This window comes from Bythopirellula polymerisocia (assembly GCF_007860015.1).
Lineage (GTDB): Bacteria > Planctomycetota > Planctomycetia > Pirellulales > Lacipirellulaceae > Bythopirellula > Bythopirellula polymerisocia.
The window spans coordinates 157,687-181,542 of the sequence record NZ_SJPS01000004.1 but is presented as its reverse complement, the minus strand read 5'-3'; the positions used below and the strand labels follow the sequence as shown (position 1 = coordinate 181,542).

22 protein-coding genes, 1 tRNA gene and 1 riboswitch are annotated in these 23,856 nt (G+C 52.7%); of the genes, 14 read left to right on the top strand and 9 right to left on the bottom strand.

Going from position 1 to position 23,856, the window contains the following annotated elements:
- Positions 1-201 precede the first annotated feature (201 nt).
- Entirely contained in the window at positions 202-1,224 is a 1,023-nt protein-coding gene (locus tag Pla144_RS13590; RefSeq protein WP_146451236.1) for a lysylphosphatidylglycerol synthase transmembrane domain-containing protein, read from the bottom strand.
- Between the two features lie 25 nt (positions 1,225-1,249).
- Between Pla144_RS13590 and Pla144_RS13585 the strand changes: the two genes are divergently transcribed.
- From Pla144_RS13585 to Pla144_RS13575, 3 genes are all read left to right on the top strand, one after another.
- Positions 1,250-1,441 (top strand): hypothetical protein, encoded by a 192-nt coding sequence (locus Pla144_RS13585; protein WP_146451235.1) that lies wholly within the window; start codon positions 1,250-1,252, stop codon positions 1,439-1,441.
- Positions 1,432-1,504 (top strand) — tRNA-Ala (locus Pla144_RS13580). The genes Pla144_RS13585 and Pla144_RS13580 overlap by 10 nt, the downstream gene beginning before the upstream one ends.
- A gap of 123 nt (positions 1,505-1,627) precedes the next feature.
- Positions 1,628-2,323 carry a hypothetical protein gene (locus tag Pla144_RS13575; protein ID WP_146451234.1) on the top strand — a complete coding sequence of 232 codons (696 nt, stop codon included), beginning with the start codon at positions 1,628-1,630 and terminating at the stop codon, positions 2,321-2,323.
- Between the two features lie 89 nt (positions 2,324-2,412).
- Here Pla144_RS13575 and Pla144_RS13570 read toward each other — a convergent pair whose 3' ends face one another.
- The gene (locus Pla144_RS13570) at positions 2,413-3,453 is read right to left on the bottom strand and encodes a DUF362 domain-containing protein (RefSeq protein WP_146451233.1); all 1,041 of its coding nucleotides are present in this window, start codon (positions 3,451-3,453) and stop codon (positions 2,413-2,415) included.
- Positions 3,450-4,322: a hypothetical protein gene (locus tag Pla144_RS13565; protein WP_197530673.1), complete on the bottom strand. Its 873-nt coding sequence runs from the start codon at positions 4,320-4,322 to the stop codon at positions 3,450-3,452. The genes Pla144_RS13570 and Pla144_RS13565 overlap by 4 nt, the downstream gene beginning before the upstream one ends.
- A gap of 386 nt (positions 4,323-4,708) precedes the next feature.
- A riboswitch (cyclic di-GMP riboswitch) is annotated at positions 4,709-4,795 on the top strand.
- A gap of 205 nt (positions 4,796-5,000) precedes the next feature.
- Here Pla144_RS13565 and Pla144_RS13560 point away from each other — a divergent pair.
- The 10 genes from Pla144_RS13560 (at position 5,001) to Pla144_RS13515 (ending at position 16,600) form a co-directional block, all read left to right on the top strand.
- Positions 5,001-5,180: a Flp family type IVb pilin gene (locus tag Pla144_RS13560; protein ID WP_146451231.1), complete on the top strand. Its 180-nt coding sequence runs from the start codon at positions 5,001-5,003 to the stop codon at positions 5,178-5,180.
- Between the two features lie 447 nt (positions 5,181-5,627).
- Positions 5,628-6,194 carry an A24 family peptidase gene (locus Pla144_RS13555; RefSeq protein ID WP_146451230.1) on the top strand — a complete coding sequence of 189 codons (567 nt, stop codon included), beginning with the start codon at positions 5,628-5,630 and terminating at the stop codon, positions 6,192-6,194.
- Positions 6,195-6,474: 280 nt separating this feature from the next.
- Positions 6,475-7,521, top strand: coding sequence for a Flp pilus assembly protein CpaB (gene cpaB, locus Pla144_RS13550; RefSeq protein ID WP_146451229.1), 1,047 nt, complete (start codon positions 6,475-6,477; stop codon positions 7,519-7,521).
- A 119-nt stretch (positions 7,522-7,640) separates the two neighbouring features.
- Positions 7,641-9,461 carry a type II and III secretion system protein family protein gene (locus tag Pla144_RS13545; RefSeq protein ID WP_146451228.1) on the top strand — a complete coding sequence of 607 codons (1,821 nt, stop codon included), beginning with the start codon at positions 7,641-7,643 and terminating at the stop codon, positions 9,459-9,461.
- Positions 9,462-9,578: 117 nt separating this feature from the next.
- A complete protein-coding gene (locus Pla144_RS13540; protein WP_146451227.1) occupies positions 9,579-10,784 on the top strand; it encodes an AAA family ATPase in 1,206 nt (401 codons plus the stop codon).
- A 481-nt stretch (positions 10,785-11,265) separates the two neighbouring features.
- Positions 11,266-12,591 carry a CpaF family protein gene (locus Pla144_RS13535; RefSeq protein ID WP_146451226.1) on the top strand — a complete coding sequence of 442 codons (1,326 nt, stop codon included), beginning with the start codon at positions 11,266-11,268 and terminating at the stop codon, positions 12,589-12,591.
- A gap of 110 nt (positions 12,592-12,701) precedes the next feature.
- On the top strand, positions 12,702-13,667 hold the full coding sequence (locus tag Pla144_RS13530) for a type II secretion system F family protein (RefSeq protein WP_146451225.1): 966 nt from the start codon (positions 12,702-12,704) through the stop codon (positions 13,665-13,667).
- Position 13,668: 1 nt separating this feature from the next.
- Entirely contained in the window at positions 13,669-14,649 is a 981-nt protein-coding gene (locus Pla144_RS13525; RefSeq protein WP_146451224.1) for a type II secretion system F family protein, read from the top strand.
- 218 nt (positions 14,650-14,867) lie between these two features.
- Positions 14,868-15,434 carry a hypothetical protein gene (locus tag Pla144_RS13520; RefSeq protein WP_146451223.1) on the top strand — a complete coding sequence of 189 codons (567 nt, stop codon included), beginning with the start codon at positions 14,868-14,870 and terminating at the stop codon, positions 15,432-15,434.
- 128 nt (positions 15,435-15,562) lie between these two features.
- Positions 15,563-16,600 (top strand): tetratricopeptide repeat protein, encoded by a 1,038-nt coding sequence (locus Pla144_RS13515; protein WP_146451222.1) that lies wholly within the window; start codon positions 15,563-15,565, stop codon positions 16,598-16,600.
- Positions 16,601-16,644: 44 nt separating this feature from the next.
- Here the strand turns inward: Pla144_RS13515 and rsmH are convergent, their stop codons facing one another.
- The 3 genes from rsmH to Pla144_RS13500 form a co-directional block, all read right to left on the bottom strand.
- A complete protein-coding gene (gene rsmH, locus Pla144_RS13510) occupies positions 16,645-17,520 on the bottom strand; it encodes a 16S rRNA (cytosine(1402)-N(4))-methyltransferase RsmH (protein ID WP_231936356.1) in 876 nt (291 codons plus the stop codon).
- Positions 17,510-18,160, bottom strand: coding sequence for a Crp/Fnr family transcriptional regulator (locus tag Pla144_RS13505; protein ID WP_197530672.1), 651 nt, complete (start codon positions 18,158-18,160; stop codon positions 17,510-17,512). Before Pla144_RS13505 ends, rsmH begins: the two co-directional genes overlap by 11 nt.
- A gap of 298 nt (positions 18,161-18,458) precedes the next feature.
- Positions 18,459-19,943 carry a Do family serine endopeptidase gene (locus tag Pla144_RS13500; protein WP_197530671.1) on the bottom strand — a complete coding sequence of 495 codons (1,485 nt, stop codon included), beginning with the start codon at positions 19,941-19,943 and terminating at the stop codon, positions 18,459-18,461.
- 429 nt (positions 19,944-20,372) lie between these two features.
- On the opposite strand from Pla144_RS13500, the gene queA reads away from it, so the two are divergent.
- Positions 20,373-21,437 (top strand): tRNA preQ1(34) S-adenosylmethionine ribosyltransferase-isomerase QueA, encoded by a 1,065-nt coding sequence (queA, locus tag Pla144_RS13495; RefSeq protein WP_146451218.1) that lies wholly within the window; start codon positions 20,373-20,375, stop codon positions 21,435-21,437.
- Between the two features lie 78 nt (positions 21,438-21,515).
- On the opposite strand, the gene Pla144_RS13490 is transcribed toward queA, so the two are convergent.
- From Pla144_RS13490 to Pla144_RS13480, 3 genes are all read right to left on the bottom strand, one after another.
- A complete protein-coding gene (locus tag Pla144_RS13490) occupies positions 21,516-21,695 on the bottom strand; it encodes a Flp family type IVb pilin (protein WP_146451217.1) in 180 nt (59 codons plus the stop codon).
- Between the two features lie 262 nt (positions 21,696-21,957).
- On the bottom strand, positions 21,958-22,290 hold the full coding sequence (locus tag Pla144_RS13485) for a HesB/IscA family protein (protein ID WP_146451216.1): 333 nt from the start codon (positions 22,288-22,290) through the stop codon (positions 21,958-21,960).
- 107 nt (positions 22,291-22,397) lie between these two features.
- Positions 22,398-23,606 (bottom strand): cysteine desulfurase family protein, encoded by a 1,209-nt coding sequence (locus Pla144_RS13480; RefSeq protein WP_146451215.1) that lies wholly within the window; start codon positions 23,604-23,606, stop codon positions 22,398-22,400.
- Between the last annotated feature and the right edge of the window lie 250 nt (positions 23,607-23,856).

The window sequence follows — 23,856 nt, the reverse complement described above, 5'->3', positions numbered from 1 at the left end:
GCATAGCAGTTTACCTCAAGTGGTGGCAGAGTCCGTAGGCTATTGTCGTAAGTCGGTTCAAATGGATCGGCCACTAAGAACACGAAAAGGCACAAAAAGGGGAGGCGAGATATGGGGTTTTCCGTCCGAGACTATCTTCCGTGAGATTCCCTGCGATGTGTCAGATCGCGGCAAGTTGGCAAACGCTCGTGTGGGGATACGCTAAGCGATTTCTTCGGCGAGTTCTTCCGCCTCAACTAAGAGTTTGTCAATTCGTTTCTTGGCAGCAATATAGTAGAAGGCTCCTAGGGCGGCGACCACATAGGTAAGTGCTCGGTAACAGAGTGCGACCATTGCGCCGTCGGATTCGCGCAGACCGATCGTGCCGAATAATTTAGCGAGGCCTGTTTCTGTGAGGCCCAAACCTCCTGGTGTGAGCGGCAACGCCCCCGCTACCAAGGCCATAGGCACGATCGTGGCATTGTTCTGAAAACTTGGTCCGGTGATGGGGAGGCCCCGGCTGATAAACCAGAAGGCAGTTACCAAGAGGCAATGTGTGCTGAGCGCGAGACAGAATGCAGCCACCAGATAGAGTCGATGACTGCGAAAGTTGGCCAAGCCTTCGCTCAACTGGCTCAAGGGGTGGCCCACCAAGGGGATCTTTCCGAGGAGATTCTGCATCCAGTTACCTGATACGAGGCGGCTGGTCATAAGCATGAGCATTGCCAAGCCTGCGGCAGTAGCAGTCCAGACAATTACCTCGACCCCTTTCAACAGGGGACTATCGCGAAGCGATTGGCCAGCAAATATCAGTCCCACACTGGCAACCACTAACATGCCTACCAAACCCACGAAACGGTCGATGAAAACGGAGGCGACTGCTTCGGTCCGGCGGCCCGGTTGCTCATGGGCAATAAAAGCGGCCTTGAATAAGTCGCCACCGACGCTGCCGGGCATCACTTGGTTGAGCATAAAACCCAGCGTGCCGAGCCGGAAAGCATCGCTCAGCAGGAACTGCATGCCGAGTCCGTGGACCAGGAGATACCAGCGGACGAAACTGAATGAGAATGAGACAAGCACCAGGACCAGCGCGGCTGCCAGAAATGGCCAGTCCTTGGGTTCGCTAACAAGCCGCGAAAATCCAGCGTCCCCTTCAATTTTTGCCACGAGATAGATGACGATTCCCAGGGCAAGGGCGACTTTGCACACGGTGACCAGGATTTTCAGACTTTTGGGGAGGCTCATAGGAAGGACCAATTTTCAATGACCAATGTCCAACGACCAAGACGAGGAAGCGGATATCAGTCCATTGATCATTGGTGATTGGGCGTTGGGTATTCTGCGGGCTGTTGCGGCGTTGACAATCGGCTTGGAGGGTGTTAGTTTGCCAGTTCGTCGCCGAAAGGGCCAGTGCGGTTCATCGCACGAACATGCCCAATTGGTCACTTCCGCGGGGGATTAGCTCAGCTGGGAGAGCGTCTGGCTGGCAGCCAGAAGGTCAGCGGTTCGAGCCCGCTATCCTCCACTGTTAACATTGGTTGGCCTCCACCATTCCAATTGCCCGGTCTCACTTACGAATGGGTAAGTGACCGGGTTTTTCTTGCGCAGCAAGGATTTCAAGCTTGGATTATAGCAGGAGTTTTATCGAATGCCTGGCGAACGCTTTGAAATCGAACCGGAAGAGTCGTACCGCGAACCTCGAAAGGGTTCTGGCTGCTTGCGGGGTTGCCTCATTGTGCTGGCAATCTTCGTCGCCCTCGCGGTGATCTTTGGGGTCGTTGCCTCATTCAAGTGGCGTGGGTGGGTAGCGTCAGTCGCCACGATTGCCATCGAGCAATCGCTTGATGCCTCAAATCTGCCCGCGCAAGAAAAAATTGAAGTTCAGCAGGAACTCAATCGCGTGATTGATGCCTTCCAAGCGAAACAGATTTCGGGCCCACAGTTGGAGGAAATCATGACTGCGCTCGTGGAGTCGCCCTTGTTGAACACTTTAGTCGTTTCTGTGATCGAGGCCCAGTATCTGGATAAGTCGGGTCTTGATGCCGAAGAAATTGCCGCGGGGCAAATGACGCTCCGGCGGTTTGTGAGTGGAGTGCTGGAAGACAAGATCAAAGAAGAGGATATCGACGGTGTCATGTCCCACATCGCTACCCGCCAACCAGACGGAACTTGGGTATTTAGGGAGCAGGTAAGTGACGAGGATTTGCGGGCGATGCTGGCCGCCGCCAAGGCAGATGCGGATGCTGCTGAGATTCCGGAGGACGTTGAAGAGGTTGATCCATCGGAAGAAGTGCGACGGATTGTCGACGGCGTGCTGGGAGAGCAGGCTCAGGATGGGCAATAGTTAGGAGATGAGCGCAGACACGTTCCGCGTTGTCAAGCAGAAGTCACTTCTCTTTCTGAGATTTCCGCGACGCGGCTATCAAATGAGTATTAACTCACCAACTGCCCCGTGAGTGTGGCGCGCAAGCTGTTTAGATGCGGCTCGTCGAGAATCGTGAAGGGACTAACGAGTTCTTGCCAATGCTCACCCCGCTGGGTGATGCGATCTTCGGCGATTGGACCGAGGCGATCAGCGGCGAGTTGGAGGTAACTTACCCGTTCAGGGCGAAGGCCCATGATTCGGGCTGCGGTTGCGTCGACGGCGGGTAATGAGCTGCCAACTAGCACCAGGCCCATGTGCTTCATGCTGCCCATGATCGGGCCGTCCCCTTCCATGCAGTCGATCGCGTCGACGATGGCAAGCGTTTTGGGCAGGGAGGCGTTGATGTCGACCACGGTTTGCGGGATGCCGTTGTGGTGGAGCACGTTCTTGGGCCAGCCGTATTTGATTCCAGGCAGAGTCCCATAAAAATTCTTCATCGCACAAGTGATGCCAACCCAGTGGTGGGTTTTCATCTTCGGAAGCGATACGACGTAGTCGGCTTCACACACGCTGCGCGGAAAGTAAATTCCTTTTAGCGGGCTGACGCGACCACGGTTCACACGCCAAGCTACTTCTTCGTAGTTTAAGTCAGCAAAGTTTAATTTCGAATCGAGGAGGGCTTCGGCGACACCCGACTCGACTAGGGCCATCTCAGTATCACGGACATGGCCGGGAGCTTCGCCGACAGTGACGGTTGCGCCCCATTGGCGGAAGACTTCAGCAGCAGCAATGATCACGGCTGGGTGCGTGGTCATGTGGGGAATTTGGCGAGTTGGCTCTACCATGTTGGGTTTGAGAAGGACCCGTTTGCCCGCAAAATGGGGAGACGCGAAGCCGCAAGCGGCTAGGCCATCGCGGATTGTTTGCACCAACACGCCATCATACTTCTGGTTGCGGGCAACGAAGACATCAGCACGGGGCAGAAGCAATTGCCCCAGGACCTTGGCGCCTGAAAAACCGGCTAACGCCACCCCGCCGGCAGCAAGTAGTGCCCTGCGAGTGGGTTTCGATAAGGATTCGCTGGGTGAAGTTTGTTTGGGTGCTGTCATACACTTACCTTGGGAAGGACCCCTGGAAAAATCGCCAAATCTTTAAGGGCAGCCAGTGATATCAGGGCCAATTTATACTCACAAGTTCCACGACTCACTTCACGTTCTAGTGATTGTTGGAGAAAGTCGTCGGCTTGCGGTGGGCGGCGATTGTGGGCAGTGAGTCCAAGCAATCCGTAGCACATCGAGCTAGTGGTGGTCATTGGGCCGAGAGTTTCTTCCAAATATTTAAGCGAAGCCTCCACGCGCGGATCAGAATTTTCTTCTCCCGCAAGAGCGAGCATGGCAAGGCCAGTCGACTGAACTTGTGGCAAAGTAGCTTGTCCAAGTACCAGGGTACTGCCGTAGTTGCTGCCGCCGGTCGGCAGCAAGCGATCGATGATGAGCCTTTCTCCCTCACGAGCCCGTGAGTGCTTACCGATTCCAGCAGCTTTGAGCGCTAAGACGAACATACAGGTCGGTTCCATCCAGGCATGAGTATCGGCGGCCCACGACCATCCGAGGATACTTGGGTCGTGGCCAACCTGTGGTGTGGGATCAGCGGGTTTGCCATACGTGGCCAGCGACCAATCGACGGCGCGCCTGATATTGTCGGCGAATGCCTTCTGAGCACACGCCAACCAGGCCAAGATTGCCAGACTAGTTGGCCAAGCAGGAGTATCGTGGTCTGCGAGTGCGCCAATTGATCCGTTCGAATCTTGTGCGTCGGCGAGTTGTTTCGCCAGTCGAATGGCTGGTTGGTGTTGGTTGTGAATCTCAAGTGCCAAGCAGGTAAGTGCAGTCGGCTCGGCGGCCCAGGGTCCTGTGGGGCTGTAAGCACAGCGATCCGCCGAGGCGAGCTGCTCGATTGTTTGCTTGATAACGTTCACTTCGTTCTCTTTGTTTGCAAAGCGGTAAGCCGCGTCTGGAGATGACGATTCCCAATCGCCACGCATTGCAAGTCTAGGTTGCAAAATGACATCAAAAAGAGCTTAAATCAGGGACTTCTCGGATGGAGTTGTATTGAATCGACGGAGGGGGAGAGTTGTACACACTGCCAACAGAAAATATATGGCCCGACTGGCCATTTCATTTTGACTTCCTTTGGAACTGACATAAGTTTCAAGTGTGGTCGGAATGACAGGTTGTCAGCCGATTGCAAAAGGTGAGCGCTGCGGGCGCCACCTGCAAGACTTCTCTTTTCCTGACCAGTCGGTTACTCACGGATGTCCTAGGTGAGAGTTGTTGAGCAGACCTGAGCCTGCTGCGAGATCATCCCCGACAAAGGCAAACCAGCCGCAAGGTTGGGACGCAAAGTCAAGGGGCGGCGAGTACGTTACTCGACGTTCGCCTGACTACCGAATGGAGACACACTTTAAGTCGCAACGAAGCACACACAAAGGGATGAATCGCACACTTGTTATTGTTCAGGCATTGATACCGCAAATTGAAGGCTCTTAGATCAGGAAGGTCGAAACGCGGAGAAATGCCTACTAACGGGAGCACTAAAACTCCTGACAACCCTGAAGGGTGTCGACAAAGTCGGCACCGAGAATTGGAGGAATGCTATGAAGAATTTTGCTAAGAAGGTACAACGTTTCCTCGTGTCGGAAGATGGCCCCACCGCTGTCGAGTATGCAGTCATGCTCGCCTTGATCGTGATCGTCTGCTTGACGGCGATTCGGTCGGTCGGTACCAACGCCTCGGCTACCTTTACGGGTGTCGCTGGTCAGTTGACTGGTAGCTGATCCAACGTGGGCCTCTCCCTTTCAGGGAGTCAGAACTACGCTTGAATTGACGAATCCTCTCGGGATCCACATGGGTCCCGGGAGGTTTTTTTAATCACCGTCGCCATTCGCTCCGCGAAAGTAGCGCTACTTTCGCGGAGCGAATGGCGACTATATCGCGAAAAAACTTTGCAAACTCTCCCTACTCACGTAATTCGTAAGCTATTGTTGCTTAGAAGAAGCCCGTCAGACGGGTATTTGCGCGTCCCATCGGTCGCATGATGTGGAGTCTATCACCATGTTCAACATGATACCCAATGAGTTGTTTACCCAAGTATTTCAACTAGCGTGTTGTGCGCTGGCCATGTTGAGTTTGATGGTAACTTTCTTCCTCGTACCCCGCAGCTGAGACACCCAGAGTGGTGGAAGACGCGTTGCAACTTACAACCTCGCAAAGTGGATAATCTGATGAACGAATTGGTACATTTTCTTGGTGATACTTGGCACGTCTGGTTTGTGACCGTGATTCTCATTGTGGCTGCTGTCATCGACGGCCTGCAACTCAAGGTTCCGAACTGGATAACCTATCCAATGATCCTCAGTGGCTGGGCGTACAGCGCCGTGCTGTCCTCCTATGCGGGCTGGGAAGGCTTGGGGTATAGCTTGCTGGGTACGGTCGTAGGGCTGGCCCTTTTGATGCCATTGTATGCCATTGGCGGAATGGGTGCTGGCGACGTGAAGTTGCTGGCAGGTGTGGGGGCCTGGATGTGGCCAACCGTCACGTTTTTCGCCTTTGCGGTCTCTGCCATCGTGGGAGGAGTCATTGCTGTCGGGATGGTGCTGTGGACCAAGTCTTGGGACAAGCATCGTGACCAATTCTGGGGCATTTTCAACGAGATTGTTACGGTCAAAGACCCCGAGAAGCTCGCTGAGATTGCGGCTGAACGAAAACCAAGAATGTTTTTACTCCCTTACGGAATTCCCATTGCCATTGGCTCGATCGCATATTTTGCCTGGCACGGGATGCAGCTATAGAAAATGGTTGTACGACCGCGACAACCGGATAATTTCCACAAATTAGTGGACCACAAAGCCAGTGAGAGCCGAAGAATCAGACAAGGCGTAAGAGTCCGCCCAAGTTAGCGGAGATTGCGTCAAGACAGGTCAACCCCTTTATCGCGGGATCGGCCTGTAGAAGAACCCGACGGAAAAAGGGCCAAGATAACATTATTGACCCTAAAGATACTACCATTCACAACAACTTGTTGTGGCACACAACCGGAATCCGATAATTCCGACCTCATGCCAGGGGGGTATGATGCGTCCGAAATCATTATTATTGCTTGCGCTTGCGCTTGGCTGCGGCTTGGTCGCCTCGATAGGCATTAGCCAGGTCCTCGACAGCAACAACAAGAAACAAGCCTCCATCGAGACGGTGCCCATTTACGTGGCTCTCCAGAACATCAATCTGGGGGACCCGGTGAATGATGCCATGGTCAGCCTGCAAGAATGGCCCCGGGACAAGGTCCCCGTGGGTGCCATTACCAAGTGGGAAGACATCGAAAGCCGTCGTCCCAAGACGACTATCTTTCAGGGGGAGCCTCTCAATGATGGTAAGTTCTTGGCCAAGGGCGAAACTCATGATCCGATCTCTGGCATTCCTCCAGGCATGCGGCTTAAGACTGTGTCCGTCGATGCTCGCAAGAGTGCGGCTGGCCTGCTGAGCCCTGGTGACCGTGTGGATGTACAACTCTTTGTTCCGCAGAACGAGCGGAACGGCATCCCACATTCCTTCACTAAAATTATTCTGCAAAATATTCGTGTCTATGCGGTAGATCAGGCTGTGCAACGAACTGCCGAAGGAACTGAAGAGCGGAGCATTGCTAAGACTTTGTCGTTGGTCGTGACTCCCCAACAGGCGAGTCGAATGACTACTGCAGAAAACATGGGCGAGCTGAGCCTGATTCCCCGCCACCCGGATGACGACTTGATCGTAGATGACGCGGAACAATCGCTAGAGGACATCTTTGCCCGCAGCGATTCCAGCAGTCGCGAGAAAGAACGGGCTGCATTCGACAAGAGCAATGAGAAAGAAGAAATGGAATTGGCTCTCCGCAAGGAAATAAGTCACAACCCGACGGTTGAAGTCGAGCCTCCCTTCCGCATGAAATTGATCTTCCCCAACGAGGTCAGCCAGATTGACTTTGATAACACGACTGGCGAACCCTTGGAAAAGGAAGAAGAGAATTTTAACACTTACTCTACGAATACCGTTGGCAATGGATCAGGCGAGGCCACTTCGACCGGACCGGATCTCGGAGCTGACAAACCCGAGGGTCAATTCCCGATAGATTTTGAATAAACCCAGAACTAAGTGCTGGTATAGGTGACAAGGATGTTACTTACCCAGCGACTGATTTGAGGCTCCCGATCCTATCGGGTTCAACATTCCAGTAAACTCAAAGCGAAGGAAGTACAAGGATGTACCCCGAACTCACTCCCCGCCTCAATGTTGCCCACTTGGCACTTAATAAGATCACTCTGGCTCACATGACGTTGGCCACAGTGACTTTGCTCTGCAGTTTCAACTCGACTGTCCTTGCACAGTTTCAACAGTCCCAGGTGATTCGCAATATCACTCAGTCAACTGAACGGCTGGAGTTGACAGTCAATACGAGCAGGATTCTCACACTTGAGAAACGTATCCCGCGGATGGTGGTCAACAATCCTGAATTGGTGACCGTCACTCCGATCAGTGCGAACCAAGTCCAACTTGCGGCCCGCAAACCGGGTGTAACTCAAGTAAATCTATGGGATGAGGACGACCAAGTCTACACAGTCGACGTGATGATCTACGGCGACGTGCGAGAACTGGAGTTGGCACTTGAACGGCTATTCCCTGAATCCTCGATCAAGGTGATGCGCCTGACGAATAGCTTGGTACTGGAAGGGTTTGTCGAGAAACCTGAATCGGTCAGCCCTATCATCCGTCTGGCCGAAGACTATGCTCCCAAGATCGTGAATAACATTTCCGTGGGTGGTGTTCAGCAGATCATGCTCAAAGTAAGAGTCATGGAAGTCTCCCGGACCAAACTCCGCAGATTAGGCGTGGATTTTGCTAGCTTCAGCGATAACGGCGGATTTGTTTCCAGCATTTCAGATTTGATTACAAGCTCCAGTATCGCTGGCGGTGAGGTCGCAGCTTCTGGTGAGTCAATTCGTTTTGGCGTGTTGGGCAATAATAGTACGTTTTTTGGCTTTATCGATGCATTACAGCAGAATCAGCTTGCAAAAGTTCTCGCTGACCCAACCATTACGACAGTTAGTGGCCGTCCGGCTCAGTTCAATGTAGGCGGAGAGATACCTGTTCCAATTCCTCAAGGTATCAATCAAGTTACGATTCAGTATAAGCCCTATGGCACACAGATCGACTTCGTGCCAATAGTCCTTGGAAATGGAAACATTCGTCTCGAAGTTCGTCCCCGTGTAAGCGATCTTGATTATGCAAATGCAATCACACTCGTAGGAAGCAACTCGCCTATTCCAGCTTTGAGAGTTCGTCAAGTAGATACTGGCGTTGAGATGAAAGCTGGCCAAACATTGGCATTAGCTGGTTTGGTACAGACTCGTGTAGAAGCTCAGGAACGTGGGCTTCCGTACGTCGGTGATCTTCCATATGTTGGAGCCGCCTTCCGTAGCATCCAAGAGACCGTCAATGAGATCGAACTCTTGATCCTGGTGACACCCGAATTTGTCGATGGCATGGATCCGCATGAGGTACCACTCTGTGGACCCGGTATGGAAACGGTTTCGCCAAACAATTGCCAGCTTTATTTTGGCGGCCACCTGGAAGTTCCCGCTTGCGGGGCTTGTGCGCCAACCGGGTGTGGCCAGAACTGTGCGAACTACTACAACAACTCTCAGGGAAGTGTGTGCGTAGCCACCGATGGCTATGGCGGTCAACCTACTCCCATGAATGAGTATGGGCCAGTTCCTGCTGACTCCGATTTTGAATATGGGGATCAAAGCTATGATTCCTTAGGAATGCCAGCTGAATCGCTGCAACCCGCAACACCGGTTGAGCCGACAGCGCCCGCTGGGAAAAGCACCCCTGGGAATAGTCTTCCTGCGGACCCGTCAGCGATGCAGATGACCGCACCATTGCATCAAGCAAGACAACCCGCCTATAGCAACCTTCAAATTCCTCAACATCATGAGTATCAGTCCGAGAGTCAGTCTCGTCCGGCAGCTACTTCAACACCAGGATTAATCGGCCCTATTGGATACGACATGGAAAAATAAGCTACATTAGCTCAGCAACGTGTGAGGCTACCGGGATCTCACACCCTTGAAATTGCTCCTTTGAATATTGTGCGGCCCGGTCTTCGGTGATTTCGCCCGAGAAGCTGGACTCGAATTATGGCTAATGTACTCCGGATAGCGCTAGTTGATCCCAACGATGCGTCGCGAGAAAAACTCAAGTCTGTTCTCTTGCAGCTAGATAGCGTTTGGCTCGAAGCAGAGAGTTCACGATATGAGTTTTTTTCCGATGTGATCGAGCAAACCAAGGCCGATATCGGCTTGATTGCAATGGATGCGGATCCCGCTAGGGCAATTCAGCTTGTTGCGGAAGTCACTGCTGAGCACCCACAATGTACCCTGCTAGTGACTAGCAGCAGCACTGATGGACGGTTGATTCTCGAATCAATGCGTGCCGGTGCGAAAGAGTTTCTTACAGAACCGCTCAAGCAAGAGGATTTGATCACCGCGCTGAAACGTGTCAAACGACAGAATGCCGGAGAAAAGACTACGAATGCTGCTGGCTGCCGAGTTATCGCTGTGGGTGGTGCAACTGGCGGAGTAGGCTCGACCAGTGTGGCCGTGAACCTAGCCTGTGCCATTGCATCAGATGAAGCTAACTCCGTTGTGCTCGTAGATCTGGATGTCGCGCTTGGCGATGCGGATGTTTTCCTTGATACAATTCCTGAATACACTTTGGCTGACGTTGCGCAAAACGTCGGGCGACTCGATCTGACTCTCCTGAAGAAATCCCTTACTAAACATTCCACGGGTCTACATCTATTGCCACGTCCTGTCCAGCTTGAGGACGTAAAGCAAATCACTCCCGACAGCCTGCAAAGAGTGATCGGACTATTGAAGACCTCTTTCACTCATATCGTAATCGACCTCTCCAAGTATTTCGGCGACCTGGATATGCAAGCCATCTATATGGCTGACGATATTTTGATGGTTACGCAATTAGACTTGCCCTGCCTGCGAAATGTAGTTCGATTGATGATGACTTTCGATAGCGACGAGTCATTGAGAAGTAAAGTGAAGATTATCGTAAATCGAGTTGGTCATGATTCGAGTCAAATTAGTCTCAAAAAGGCTCAGGAATCCATCGGTCGGGATATATTCTGGCAGATTCCTAACGACTATCGGACTATGGTCGAAGTAAGAAATAACGGAGTACCCCTTGTGCAGCATGCCCCTAAGGCTGGCATCACCAATTCGATCCTACAACTTTCCGACGCAATCTGCGGCAAGGTGCGCGAGGAAAGCGAGGTGGGAGACAAAGACTCAAAAAGCCGTCGCTGGCTTAATCTCTGGCCAGCGAAGTAGCGGCCTTATCCGTTCAGCCGAACCCACTCTCTCGGTAAGTATTCGCCGAACCGGTGGAGAATGGGATTGCTATCGCCACGTTCTCCGGGTTTTTGGGGTGGCTAGCATTGCTGCTCCACCCCTTCGGCGAATAATTACCTCTCTCGGGCTGAGTGTAGAATTCTCCTCTCGCTTTCTCTCCTCCGCATAGAGTTGACACGCCTTAAGGTGCGGGTGGAGATGGGTATTCAGTTCAAGCTTCCAAAGAAGATAGGTTGCCGCCTGAGAGTAATTGACTTTTCTCTCCCGGTATATTCGGCCTAACCATCATTTCGTGTAATCCACCTGCGATTCTCGATGTGAACCTGCAACTCTTGGCTCAACCTTCCTGATTATGAGCTATCTTTGCGTGAAGCAATTTCGATCCTCTGTGTGATCCGTCCGTACGGCCTTCCTTCGAGATTGCGACCCGCGCAGCATAGAAAACGTGGAGCGATTCCCTATGACTAAGCTTAATACCACTCTGCCCACCTCAGGTGACGCGGACAAAAAGCTGGAGTTTGAAAAGCTCAAGCAGAGCATCCACTCTAAGTTGGTAGACAAGCTTGACTTGTCGCACGTAGGCGAGTTGCAAGGGGATGTGCTCCGACGTGAGATTCGCCTGGTCGTCGAACACCTTTGCGATACGGAAGACACTTTTCTGAATCGCAACGAACGCGACCGCCTCATCGAGGAAGTGCTAGACGAAACTTTCGGCCTTGGACCACTGGAGATGCTTCTCAAGGACCCCAAGATCAGCGAAATCATGATCAATGGCCCAAAAAACGTTTTTGTCGAATCGAGTGGTAAGCTCGTAAAATCAGAAGTTACTTTCCGCGATGACAAACATTTGATGCAAATCATTGACCGCATTGTCTCGAAGGTGGGTCGCCGGGTGGACGAAGTCTGCCCGATGTGCGATGCCCGCCTTCAGGACGGTTCGCGTGTGAATGCAATCATCCCGCCACTGGCCCTGGACGGCCCCAGCCTGACAATTCGCCGTTTCGGCTCCAATCCTCTCAAGCTCGAAGATCTGTTGAATTATAAGAGCATGACTCCTGAGATGGTCATGCTCCTGGAAGGTGCAATGAAAGCCCGACTGAATATCATCATCTCCGGTGGTACGGGCTCTGGTAAAACTACACTGCTTAATACCTTGTCGAGTTTCATCGCGAATGAGGATCGCATCGTCACGATTGAAGATGCGGCAGAATTGCAGTTACAGCAGAGCCACGTCGTGCGGCTAGAAACTCGTCCACCTAATATCGAAGGCAAGGGCAAGATCTCTGCGACCGACCTGGTGCGAAACTGTCTGCGTATGCGTCCCGACCGAATCATCATCGGCGAATGTCGGGGACCGGAAACGCTCGACATGTTGCAGGCGATGAATACTGGTCACGATGGTTCACTTACCACTTGCCATGCAAACACACCGCGGGATGCTATCGCGCGTATCGAAACGATGATCATGATGGCAGGTTTTGAAATGCCAATCCGAGCGATGCGATCCCAAATCGCCAGCGCTGTGGACCTCATTGTACAGGTCAACCGTCTCTCGGGTGGTCCCCGTAAAGTGACCGCGATCACCGAGATCATTGGAATGGAACAAGATACAATCGTGATGCAGGATGTCTTTAATTACCATCAGGAGGGTGTTGATAGTAATGGTCGCGCCACAGGATATTTCCAGGCCACTGGTATTCGACCGACGTTCATTCCTCGGCTGGAGTCTCATGGTGTGCGGCTTCCAGCGAGTGCCTTCCGTGAGCGGATGATGCTTCGCGACTGATCATATTAATTTGTGCTTGCCGGGGGGCGCTAGAGGGGGACCCCGGCGAGCCATTTACCACAAACGACCTTCCTAAGTCGAACAACCAGAGAGAGCATAGAGAGTCGATCATGCTTCCTAGTGTCCTAATAATCGGCGCAGCATTCGTAGGTGTCTTCGCGCTCATCGTTGGAATAGCCGTATTTTTCCGCGATCAGTCGGTATCGCAGATGGAAGAGCGTCTTTCGACGATTACTGGTAAGGGAGACAAGAACGATCCCACCGGTCTGACGGAACTGACCCAATTGCTCGCCAAAGAGCGGGGAAAGTCTGCATTCGAGGCTGCTTTTGGCAGTATATTCAATTTGAACCTGCTCTTTGAACAGGCTCAAGTGACGATGTCTACTGGGACCTTTCTGCTAATTTGCCTAGGCCTGGGTGTAGGATCAGGTTCCATGGTAGGTTTGGCAGGGCTCAACGTGATGTTGGCCCCCGTGGTGGGCATTACCTTTGCCGCTTTACCATTTTTCTGGCTAGTATTCCGCCGGAAACGACGTTTCGCAAAATTTGCCGCTCAATTGCCCGAGGCGCTTGAATTGGTCGCTCGAGCATTGCGTGCTGGACATAGTCTGGCCGCGGGTTTTCATCTTGTTGCACAAGAGGGCTCCGATCCAATTGCGTCGGAATTTGGACGAGTTTTTGAAGAACAAAACTTGGGCCTTCCATTTGAAGAAGCGCTCTCAAATCTGTGCGATCGAGTCCCTAACTTGGACCTCAAGTTTTTTGTCACCGCTGTGATCCTGCAAAGGCAGACGGGTGGTGATCTGGCGGAAATTCTTGACAAAATTGGTCGCCTAATCCGCGAACGTTACGCTATCTGGGGGCAAGTACAGGCACTCACAGGCGAAGGCCGTCTGTCGGGCATCGTCCTATTGGCATTGCCTCCGCTGTTGTTTGTCACCGTATATCGCATGAATCCTGACTATCTTTCCCTGCTGTTTACCGACGAACTTGGTAAGAAAATGTTGGTCGGCGGCATCGTAATGCAGCTGTTGGGAGCTTTGGCAATTCGCAAAATCGTTAACATCCGAGTCTGACATGAGTTTGCTCGCATCCAGTTTATTTGATTCCCCTTTGATCCTACACCTGTCGATCATCGGCTGCACCGCCGCTGTGATTTGGTGGCTGCTCGAAGTATTCGCGGGAGGAAAGCCTCGCGCTGAAGAGCGGCTAAAGGAAATACGCGATCCCAATAGTCGCAAGGTCGACTTGCTGCGCGAAGGAAAAGGCAAAGGGAGCAAAATGTCCCAAGTGTTGTCGATGGCTTCGCCTGCCCTGTCGAAGCCTTTGCAACCTAAATCTAATGAGGACATTGGCAAAACCCGCTCGAAGCTTAACCAGGCAGGTTTCCGTGGCCCCAAAGCTCCGGAAGCCTTCTGGGCATTGAAAATGGTTGGGCTAGTAGTGGGTTTTCTGATCGGCGGGGGCGCTGTTATTCTCACGCGGGGATTTAACATTGATTCGATTACCTACTCCGCAGGTATCGGACTCGTGATGTTCTTCCTGCCCGAAGTGGTGATCTGGTTTATGACCAAGAGTCGCCAGGACAATATTTTCTATGGTTTGCCAGATGCCCTCGACCTGATGGTAGTCTGTGTTGAGGCCGGCTTGGGACTTGATCAGGCCATGCGGAAAGTGGCCGAGGAAATGAAGAAAGCCTACCGCATCATTGCGGAGGAATTTGGCCTGTGCAATTTGCAACTTCAAATGGGCCGTGCCCGCAACGAAGTGCTTCATGACCTGGGATCTCGCACAGGAGTCGACGACTTAAAAGCATTGGCAGCAATCCTTATCCAAGCTGACAAGTTCGGTTCCAGCGTGGCCCAGGCCCTTCGAGTGCAGAGTGATTCGATGCGGACGCGCCGGCGGCAGATGGCGGAGGAAAAAGCTGCAAAAACTGCCGTTAAACTCATTTTCCCGCTCGTTCTATTCATTTTTCCAGCGATTTTTGTGGTACTTGTGGGTCCGGCTGCTATCACGATGATTAACGAGCTTTTCCCCTCAATGAATCCAACTTAGGCAAACTGGGCAAGAGAATCCGGTTCCAACATAAGTTCCGGAGCTTCTGTCCCGTTTGGGTCGATAGTGACGATGGGTGCCGCAGAGGAAGCGGCGCCGACTTCCCTTTGATTTGCCAACCCGCTTGGTAAACGCACAGGAGTAGCCGGCAACTCAACACGGCTAGTTTCACAACGAGACTGGTGCTAACCCCTCGCACAACACATTGGACCCAGACGATGAAACTGCTAGGTATACTCTCGATTGCTCTCTCACTGATTGTAACCGCGTCAGGCGTACAGGCCCAATGCACGCATTGCCAGGGTGCAAGTCCTTGCCAATTGTATGTTGCAGCTTACTGTACAAATGTCCATTGGCCGCGGTACTATGTGCCACCGGCACGCAACGCGGTCAACAGTGCCTACGCGGTAATGATTAACAACGGCTGGCGAAGACAATGTCTGCTTGGTGACTACCATTTCGAACCCGGCACGAATCAATTGACAAATGCTGGCAAGCTAAAAGCGAAATGGATCCTCACTCAGGCTCCACAAGAGCAACGGACAGTTTACGTGCAGCGCGGAGAAGACCAGTCTGCTACAGCTAGTCGAATTGCAGCGGTTCATAGTTGGGCTGCGAACCAAAGCTCCGTGGCAGAGCCGATCATGGTCAACGATACTCACCTCGTTTCGGAAGGACATCCTGCCGGTGCGGTGGATAATATGTTTGTTGGATTTCAATCAAATCAGCCAGCACCGATGCTGCCTGCAGCCAGTGGCTCAAGCAGTGCGGTGTCGTCTCAGTAGCGCTTAGAAATATTTAGTCGCAATTTGTGGAAGCCCAATAGGTTTGGGTCTTGATCAAGTCGCGGCATCGATCTCATTGCGAATTCTTATCAAGATAGATCGAAAATTTCGCCAGGGAGGGTGGAGTCATGCGATCGAGTTGGAAACTAACTTGGACATTGGTGGTCTTATCGGCAGGTTGCTCGACTCCGGGTTTTCCCGGAGCTAAAAAGCAGGCTCAGCCGAATAATTTCGGTGCGTCAGCCCCACCAGTGGCCCAAACGAGCTGGACCGAGAAGATCACTGCGCCCTTCACTTCCAAGGACTCGAAGAAACCCAAGGCAACAGATTTCAAGAGTGATCCTATTTCATTGGAGTTTGGCAGCGGAAAGCCATCGGCAGCAATGTATCTCTCGATGGCTCAGATGAGTGATCAAGGGGGCAATACAGATCAGGCCCGCTCACTCTACCAAAAAGGGCTTGCGCTGGAACCAAAGAATTCTGACTGTCTACTAGGACTTGCTCGTTTGGAAGATCGCGAAGGTAACATTCAAACAGCAATACCACTCTATCAACAAATAGTGACGCTCAATCCGAAGGACCCTAGTGCACTGAATGACTTAGCCCTATGCCTCTCACGCAACGGCCAGATGGATGATTGCCTGCAACTACTGGATAAGGCCGTGCGAATGCAACCCGACAAACAGCTCTATCGTAATAATATTGCTAAGGTTTGGATCGAGAAGAATCGGCTGGACTTGGCAATCGCTCATTTGAAGGCAGTCTACGAGCCCTCATATGCGAACTACAATATGGCTGTGCTCTTACAGCAGAGAGAACGCACTGCTGAGGCAGCTTCATACCTGAAAAACTCCTTGGCTGAGAATCCTGAATTTGCCGATGCTCAGAAACTATTGACTATTTTAGACCCATCTACTTTGCAAAGAATTGCGGAAAAGACGCCTCGTCAAGGTATCCAAGTTTCGATTACTGCGGCAGAAAATTTCACTCCGGGTTCGAACGATGACATCTTGCCGACACCAATGTTTCCACCTAATCAATCAGCAAGTGCCCAGTATCCCTCGACCGGTGCGCATGCGATGATACCCCAGCCACAAAATTTTCCCGCTGAAACAGCTTCGATGCCCGTAGGGAATTCGCCGCTAAGTTTTCCGCCGGTGCGATAGTCACTGGACTTTTGCTTGTGACAGACAGACCTCAGCGAAGACTACTACGCACGCTCCGCGACTCGCATCTTCGCACTCCGCGAGCGGGGATTGATAGTGGATTCTCGATCCGATGCCAGTATCGGCCGCCTAGTTAGCACGGAAAGTCGATCGTCATTGCGGAAGGCGTGTTTTACAAGCCGATCTTCGAGAGAGTGGAAACTGATGATCGCAAGCCGTCCACCAGGCTTGAGGCAATCGGGCAGCGATTTCAGGGCAGATTCCAGTGAGTCAAGTTCTCCGTTGACTGCGATTCTAAGTGCCTGAAATGTCCGCGTGGCAGGATCGATTTTCGCAACGCGACTTTTTGGTACGCAGCTTCGAACCAATCCGGCTAATTGCTCGGCAGTGTGAATCGGCGCCTCATGGCGTGTTGCTACGATCTTCCTAGCAATCCGACGACTGAATCTCTCTTCGCCATACTTGTAGATGATATCTGCTAGATGATTCTCGCCAATGCGGGCGAGAAGTTCCCTGGCATTTTCCCCACTATCGGGATTGAACCGCAAGTCGAGCAGGCCGCCGGTTTGGAACGAGAAGCCACGTTGATCGTCAGCCAATTGATCGCTAGAAAGTCCAAGGTCGAGCAGAATGCCATCTACTGAGGCAATTTCGAGTTGGTTCAAGATGGTGGGAATCTCTGCATAGTTGGCTTGTACTAGCTTGATAGGCTTTCCGGTCAATGAAATCTCAGCTCGGTTGATAGCTGTAGGATCTAGATCGATAGCCAGGACTAATCCTTCTGACGCAACACGTTCCGCAAATGCCGCTGTGTGCCCTCCCCCACCTAGCGTGCCGTCAACCAATATTCTGCCTGCAGAGGGTTCCAACCACTCGATCACTTCGTCGAGCAATACGGGAATATGGCAGCTAGGATTCAAAAGTGCCATCCTCGCTGCCCGGCTTTGGAACGGTGAAGTCACATTGTTTGACCAAGGCATCAAGGTCATTGACGACCAGGTGACCCCGACGGGCATCGATGATCCCACGACGCTTAAGGTTCTGAATCTGCCGATTAGCCACTACGCGCACAGTGCCAATCATATTGGCCAGTTCCTCATGAGACAGGTTATTGATGAGGTTTACCTCATGCTTCGACGAACTGGGATCGACGTGACGCAGGATCAACCGCGCTAAGCGGATTCCCGTGTCGTGCAGCGTCAAGTCACTGGCGAGTTCTGATAAAAGCGACATCTTGCGGCCCAAATAAGGAAGAAAAGTTCGATTGAACTCTGGATGATGCGAGATCCAATTGCGAACCTGATCGGCTGAGGCCGAGAGCAAAGTTACATCATCCAAGGCTTCAGCTGTTAGGTTGTGAGCCTGTTTATCCAGCAAGCTGACAACGTCAAATGCCTCCCCCGGGCCTAAGAGAAAAAGCGTGATCTCTCTCTCATTGGCCTCAGCCCGACTGACGAGCTTAACCCTCCCCTCGACAACGATGAAAAAAGTGGTCGTCGTTTGTTGGGCGTCAAGCACAACGGCACCGCGCGGATGCTCGATAGGTTCTAAATGAACCATGCGGTCATGTAAGAATTGACGGTCGCACCCGTGGAATAGAGGAGATTGCGATAGAATCGCGTGATACTTTTTAAAGTTTGACGAGGTCGGCAGCATGATTTTGATTCTGAAGGCAAGAGATGGCTAGCTCGATTCTTGACACGATCGAGAGCAAACGTCAAGCCTTCCAAATCATCTCAGGGCACAAGCTTCTTCCATGATCGCGCATAAAAGAGGCCGACGATGCATCGCGGGGGGAGGATAGCATCGCCGGCCCGGGCAGAATTCACTGCTCGCAGCTCACCAGGAGCTGCTTTCTCTAACTTTTTAAAACCACAAATCGAGAGCCCGAGTTTGTTTTGACAAACAAGAGAACTCCATCCTCAAGAGAGGCGGAACTTAACTCGGACATCAACTTGCTCTTGCTATCGATAGCATGGCGATTCACGTGGGTAATCATGTTCCCCGGCTCAAGGCCCTGGCGCTGGCCGGGGCTGCCTGCAAGTACTTCCGTAATCAGCACGCCTGTCACTCCCTCCATGCCAAGTTGCTCAGCGATCGACGGACTCAAGTCTTGAACAGATAAACCGAGTTTTCCAAGTTGATCTGACTCAGCTTCCATCGCGGAGGGCGATTCTGTATCCAAGTCTTCCGGCAATTCCTCGGGTCGCAGTGACAAGTCGATCGATTTTCCATCCCGGACAACCTTCAGAGAATGATTTTTTTCCATGTCGGCAGACTCTACTAAGAGTTGCAGTTCACGGGGATCGGTCACTGCCTTGCCTGAAAACTCAACAATCACGTCGCCGGACAGGAGGCCAGCTTTGTCCGCGGGCGTGTTGGTATGGACTTGGTTTATGAGAACACCTTCACGAGGGCTCACGTGAAACTGATTTGCTAGTTCTGCTGTAATGGGTTGGATGCCGACTCCCAGATAGGCACGATGAACCCTTCCTTCGGCTACGAGTTGTTTCCCAACCCATTTCACCATATTCACGGGGATCGCAAAACCAATGCCGTCATTTCCCCCGCCAGAGGAGGAGATGGCCGTGTTGATCCCGATGACCTGACCATCCAAATTCACAAGCGGGCCACCGCTATTGCCTGGATTGATTGCCGCGTCGGTTTGCAAGAAGTTTTCACGGGCAGTGATACCAATGCCACGATGCTTCGCGCTGATGATCCCTGCGGTGACAGTGCTTTCCAGACCAAAGGGCTGGCCCAGGGCGAGTACCCAGTCACCGATTTCAACGACATCGCTGTCGCCGAGCTTGGCGAATGGAAAATCTTCGTCTGCCTGAATGCGTACGACTGCAATATCCGTTTTTGGATCGGTTTTCACGTCCACAGCCTTGAACTCGCGGCCATCGTGTAGTCGGACGATTACCTGGTCTGCTCCCTCAACGACGTGATTGTTCGTCAAGATGAGGCCTGACTTGTGAATGAGTACGCCGGAGCCGATGCCAGTTTGGCTTCGGTGCGGAGTGCTCGGTTTTCCAGGGCCGAGTCGATCCCGAAATAAATCTTCGAATGGGCTCCCTTGAAATGGATTCGTTCCCTCAGGCACGCCCTGCCCTGCAGAAAGATTGTGTTCTTCCTTCCTGGATTCGATAGCTACGACGGCATCCATCACACTTTCGGAAGCAGACCGAAAAGCCCCAGAGAGATCTCGGGCTGCGGCAACGGCCGGACTAGCGTTGTCCGTAGCCGACGCTTTGACTGAAGTAAATAGACTCAAGACAGCGGCAACCATGACCAACTTGGCCGCTGTACATATTGCATGGGATTCTCTGATTCGTGCCACAATATTCATCTCAACCTCCAATATCTACTTGATGTGTGAATCCCCGTTTGCGAAGAAAGCCTGCCCGGCATTGCAAACGGAGCCACTAGCGACACTTGGCAACTTAGCTTCCGTATCGCATCTTCAAGCAATCAACCCCCGAGGCGATTGCGATAGTTGCTAGTACGTGGCCAATAGAGAAAAGGTTTGTAGAATGTTCACGTGTGCAACCAAAGTCACAGAATGTGAACTGGACATTGCCTTTGTTGGGAAGAATGAACAAGTAAATGTTGAGAGCCTAAAGTTAGAATTTTTGGCTTTGAACTCTTCGCCCGCTAGTTGGGATTCTTCTCATTGAAATCGCAGAAGCATCCGTCGGTTTTGCTCTAGTTTCTTGGCGACAGACCGGTACACTTCAGACGACTCGAACCCGCACAATGGTCAATATTTATGGAACCTTGGATCGACTACGAACTTCCTGCCGAACTAATCGCCCAGCAGCCGCTTGCGCATCGTGCCGATGCGCGGCTGATGGTGCTCGATCGAAATACGGACTCGATCGACCACTATCATATCCGCGACCTAGCCAAACTGATTGATCCGGGTGATCGGCTCGTGCTGAACGATACTAAGGTGATCCCTGCCCAACTGCGGGGATTGAGGACCAGCACCGGGGGCCGATGGCAAGGACTCTATCTTGGCTCGAATGCAAATGGAGACTGGCGGCTTGTCTGCAAAACTCGTGGCCATCTTCATCCCCCTGAGCAGATCAAGCTGGTCGATCGCGAGGGGAGATCGTCCACGACCCTATGGCTACTGGAGCAACTTACTGAAGGTGAGTGGCTGGCTCGGCCCACCGAGGACCGCCCTGCTCTGGAATTGCTGGATGAAGTTGGACATGTTCCCCTGCCCCCCTACATACGTAAGGGACACATGGTGGACTCGGACATTGCCGACTATCAAACCGTCTTTGCACGCAATCCCGGGGCCGTGGCGGCACCAACTGCCGGGTTGCATTTTACGCCTGACCTCTTGCGGGCTGTTGAACAATCGGGCGTGGATTTGTCGGCGGTAACATTACACGTGGGGCTGGGCACGTTTCGACCGATCACGGTCGACGACCCAACTCAGCATCCCATGCATGCCGAGTGGGGAGAACTAAACGCTGTTGCCGCTCAGGAGCTAAACACCACACGAGCCGCTGGAGGACGAGTTATCGCCGTGGGGACAACCGTAACGCGGTTACTGGAGTCGGTCGCCGCTGGTCAGAATCTTGACCGTCAGCACTCAGCATCGATTGTCCCTTGGCAAGGGGAGACAGACTTGTTTATCCATCCTCCCTATGAGTTCCAATTGGTTGATGCACTGCTCACCAACTTCCATTTTCCCCGTACGACACTGCTGCTATTGGTGCAGGCATTAGGGGGGACTGAGTTGGTCAGACGAGCCTACGAAGAGGCTGTCCGAGAAGAATACCGGTTCTACAGCTATGGCGATGCGATGTTGATACTGTAGCGACTCGTGAATGATTCACGTTCGAACTACAAGTGTTCCCCAACTACGATTCGATAGCTGTCTCGACGGGTTCAGACTTTACGAACCTAACACTGCGTTAAGTTGCGTAGCAGAATTGTCGAAACTGGCTGCGGTTTGATTCGAGAGCAGTCCTACAGAGGTCAAGCACGCGATCACGATCAGCGCGAGCATCACGGCATACTCTACTGCAGTTGGTCCATCCTCGTTCTTCAGAAATTGTTTGATGAGCTGTTTCATAAGAAATCCATCCAGATAAGAGGAGTTCTCGCGGCGACTAGCCGAGAGCGTCCATGTCCTATCTGAACCCTAGGTTATAATCGCAGCTCAGGCGGAAGAATGAGCGGTAGATGGTGAGACAAAGTTAGCGAAAGTTACGGTTACGCCATTCGTAGGGGATGTGCACACGACCCAACCCAGCCGGAGGCACACATGCCTCCGGGAGAGAGCATTACAGCGATCCAAAACCCAGGACCGCGTGGCGGACCGGCTGGGGTTTAGCCTACGCCTGGAATGAACTTCCGCATCCACAGCTTTTTACGGCGTTAGGATTGTCGAACGTAAAGCCGCGTTTTTCGAGGCCTTCGTAGAAATCGACGGTCGTGCCGTCCAGATAGAGGGCACTCTTCTTGTCGACCACGACGGGGATTCCGTGGAACTCGTACTTCGAGTCGGCCTTCTCGTCGAAGGAACGGTCGAATCCCAGCGAATAGCTAAACCCGCTGCAACCACCCCCTGCGACACCGACGCGCAGTAATGTATCGCCCTCAAGTTTCTGATCTTCAATAATCCGCTTGACTTCTTTGGCAGCGGTTTCGGTCAAGACAATGCTCATCGGTTGAATCCTAGCTATGCGGGATGGAAGGAAATTTCGCGGTAAAGGTTCGCCTTTCGGCTCCCTACTTAGATTATAGCAAAAACTTTCCGAGGAAAAGCCGAACCCTATCTGGCCCCCAGTTTTCGCAGTTTTTCTACGGCATGCGAGACGCTTTCTACTGCCAAATCGACTTCTGCGGACGTATTGAATCGGCCCAGGCCGAATCGTAGGCTGCTCCGTGCGAGGTCCTCTCCGAGCCCCAGGGCCAGCAGCACATGGCTGGGCCCTGGTTCGTGTGAGGAACAGGTCGCCCCCGAACTGACCGCCAGGTTGCCAATTTCCATAATCAGTGCCTCGCCGTCGATATCTCCAAAGGCGACATCTAAGTTGCCCGGCAATCGCAAACGGCCACCTGCCGCACTTCGCTCGCCAGTCGCCGGGCCGCAGAGTGATACGCAAGTCACGCGGTCCTGCAAGTTAGTCAGCAGCCGGTCTCGCAGGTCGGCAAGTCTCTCCATCTCGGTTGGCATTTCCTCGACGCACAATTGGAGTGCCTTGGCCATCCCGACGATACCTGGCACGTTGAGTGTGCCGCTACGTCGTCCTCCTTGCTGCCCACCGCCAGTGATCTGCGGCGAGTACCGCACGATGGGGCTCCCCTGTCGAACATAGAGCGCGCCGATTCCCTTGGGGCCATAAATCTTGTGGCCCGAAAAACTCATGAGGTCAACACCCAGTTCGCGGACATCGACCGGGATTTTGCCGACCGCCTGAGTCGCATCACAGTGCAATAGCACTCCACTGTGGCGACACACGGCAGCGATTTCTGCAAGTGACTGGATAACGCCAATCTCATTGTTGGCGAGCATCACACTCACCAGAATCGTGTCATCTTGCAATGCCTCGGCCACACGCTCAGGATCCAACCATCCTGCTTGCGAAGAACCATGCTGTTCGACATCCAAGAGCGTGACCGTATAACCACTTTGCCCCAGGCGTTCCAGCGGTTCTAAGACGGCCCGATGTTCGGTGCGCACGCTCACGAGATGTTTGCCACGCCGCTGGTTGCGCTCTGCAACGCCCCGAATTGCCAGGTTGTTACTCTCGGTCGCACCACTGGTGAAGATAATCTCACGAGGATCGGCATGAAGGCACTCAGCAATGGAACCCGTTGCAATCTCGACGGCTTCATGGGCCTCCTCGCCAAACGAATGCCCTACACTCCCCGGATTGCCATATGTTTCAGAGAAATAGGGAAGCATCGCCTCGACCACGCGGGGATCGGTCCGCGTAGTGGCGTGATTGTCCATGTAGATGGGTGGGTGCTTAGTCATGTCATTCGTTATTGTAGCCAACAATAGGGTCTTGAGCTAAGCGATTGATTCTCGTGGGCACCTCTGCGAGGCCGACTGGAGTTCGATTTTTTCACTCGATTCGCTGAGGGTCTCCCAGACTGCCGGAAAACTTCGGACAGTCGATCCATTGCAAACGGCCCTCCGCGCGAAACAGCCATCATATTGGAGTCGACGGCTTTTGCGCGACCGGTCTTCAAGGATGCGTGGTGCATGCAGCGCTCAGCAGCAA

Excerpts from the sequence above, each read along its gene's own strand:
- Pla144_RS13590 (WP_146451236.1), bottom strand. The coding sequence starts at position 1,224 with ATGAGCCTCCCCAAAAGTCTGAAAATCCTGGTCACCGTGTGCAAAGTC.
- Pla144_RS13585 (WP_146451235.1), top strand. The coding sequence starts at position 1,250 with ATGTCCAACGACCAAGACGAGGAAGCGGATATCAGTCCATTGATCATT.
- Pla144_RS13575 (WP_146451234.1), top strand. The coding sequence starts at position 1,628 with ATGCCTGGCGAACGCTTTGAAATCGAACCGGAAGAGTCGTACCGCGAA.
- Pla144_RS13570 (WP_146451233.1), bottom strand. The coding sequence starts at position 3,453 with ATGACAGCACCCAAACAAACTTCACCCAGCGAATCCTTATCGAAACCC.
- Pla144_RS13560 (WP_146451231.1), top strand. The coding sequence starts at position 5,001 with ATGAAGAATTTTGCTAAGAAGGTACAACGTTTCCTCGTGTCGGAAGAT.
- Pla144_RS13555 (WP_146451230.1), top strand. The coding sequence starts at position 5,628 with ATGAACGAATTGGTACATTTTCTTGGTGATACTTGGCACGTCTGGTTT.
- cpaB (WP_146451229.1), top strand. The coding sequence starts at position 6,475 with ATGATGCGTCCGAAATCATTATTATTGCTTGCGCTTGCGCTTGGCTGC.
- Pla144_RS13545 (WP_146451228.1), top strand. The coding sequence starts at position 7,641 with ATGTACCCCGAACTCACTCCCCGCCTCAATGTTGCCCACTTGGCACTT.
- Pla144_RS13540 (WP_146451227.1), top strand. The coding sequence starts at position 9,579 with ATGGCTAATGTACTCCGGATAGCGCTAGTTGATCCCAACGATGCGTCG.
- Pla144_RS13535 (WP_146451226.1), top strand. The coding sequence starts at position 11,266 with ATGACTAAGCTTAATACCACTCTGCCCACCTCAGGTGACGCGGACAAA.
- Pla144_RS13530 (WP_146451225.1), top strand. The coding sequence starts at position 12,702 with ATGCTTCCTAGTGTCCTAATAATCGGCGCAGCATTCGTAGGTGTCTTC.
- Pla144_RS13525 (WP_146451224.1), top strand. The coding sequence starts at position 13,669 with ATGAGTTTGCTCGCATCCAGTTTATTTGATTCCCCTTTGATCCTACAC.
- Pla144_RS13520 (WP_146451223.1), top strand. The coding sequence starts at position 14,868 with ATGAAACTGCTAGGTATACTCTCGATTGCTCTCTCACTGATTGTAACC.
- Pla144_RS13515 (WP_146451222.1), top strand. The coding sequence starts at position 15,563 with ATGCGATCGAGTTGGAAACTAACTTGGACATTGGTGGTCTTATCGGCA.
- Pla144_RS13505 (WP_197530672.1), bottom strand. The coding sequence starts at position 18,160 with ATGGTTCATTTAGAACCTATCGAGCATCCGCGCGGTGCCGTTGTGCTT.
- queA (WP_146451218.1), top strand. The coding sequence starts at position 20,373 with ATGGAACCTTGGATCGACTACGAACTTCCTGCCGAACTAATCGCCCAG.
- Pla144_RS13490 (WP_146451217.1), bottom strand. The coding sequence starts at position 21,695 with ATGAAACAGCTCATCAAACAATTTCTGAAGAACGAGGATGGACCAACT.
- Pla144_RS13485 (WP_146451216.1), bottom strand. The coding sequence starts at position 22,290 with ATGAGCATTGTCTTGACCGAAACCGCTGCCAAAGAAGTCAAGCGGATT.
- Pla144_RS13480 (WP_146451215.1), bottom strand. The coding sequence starts at position 23,606 with ATGACTAAGCACCCACCCATCTACATGGACAATCACGCCACTACGCGG.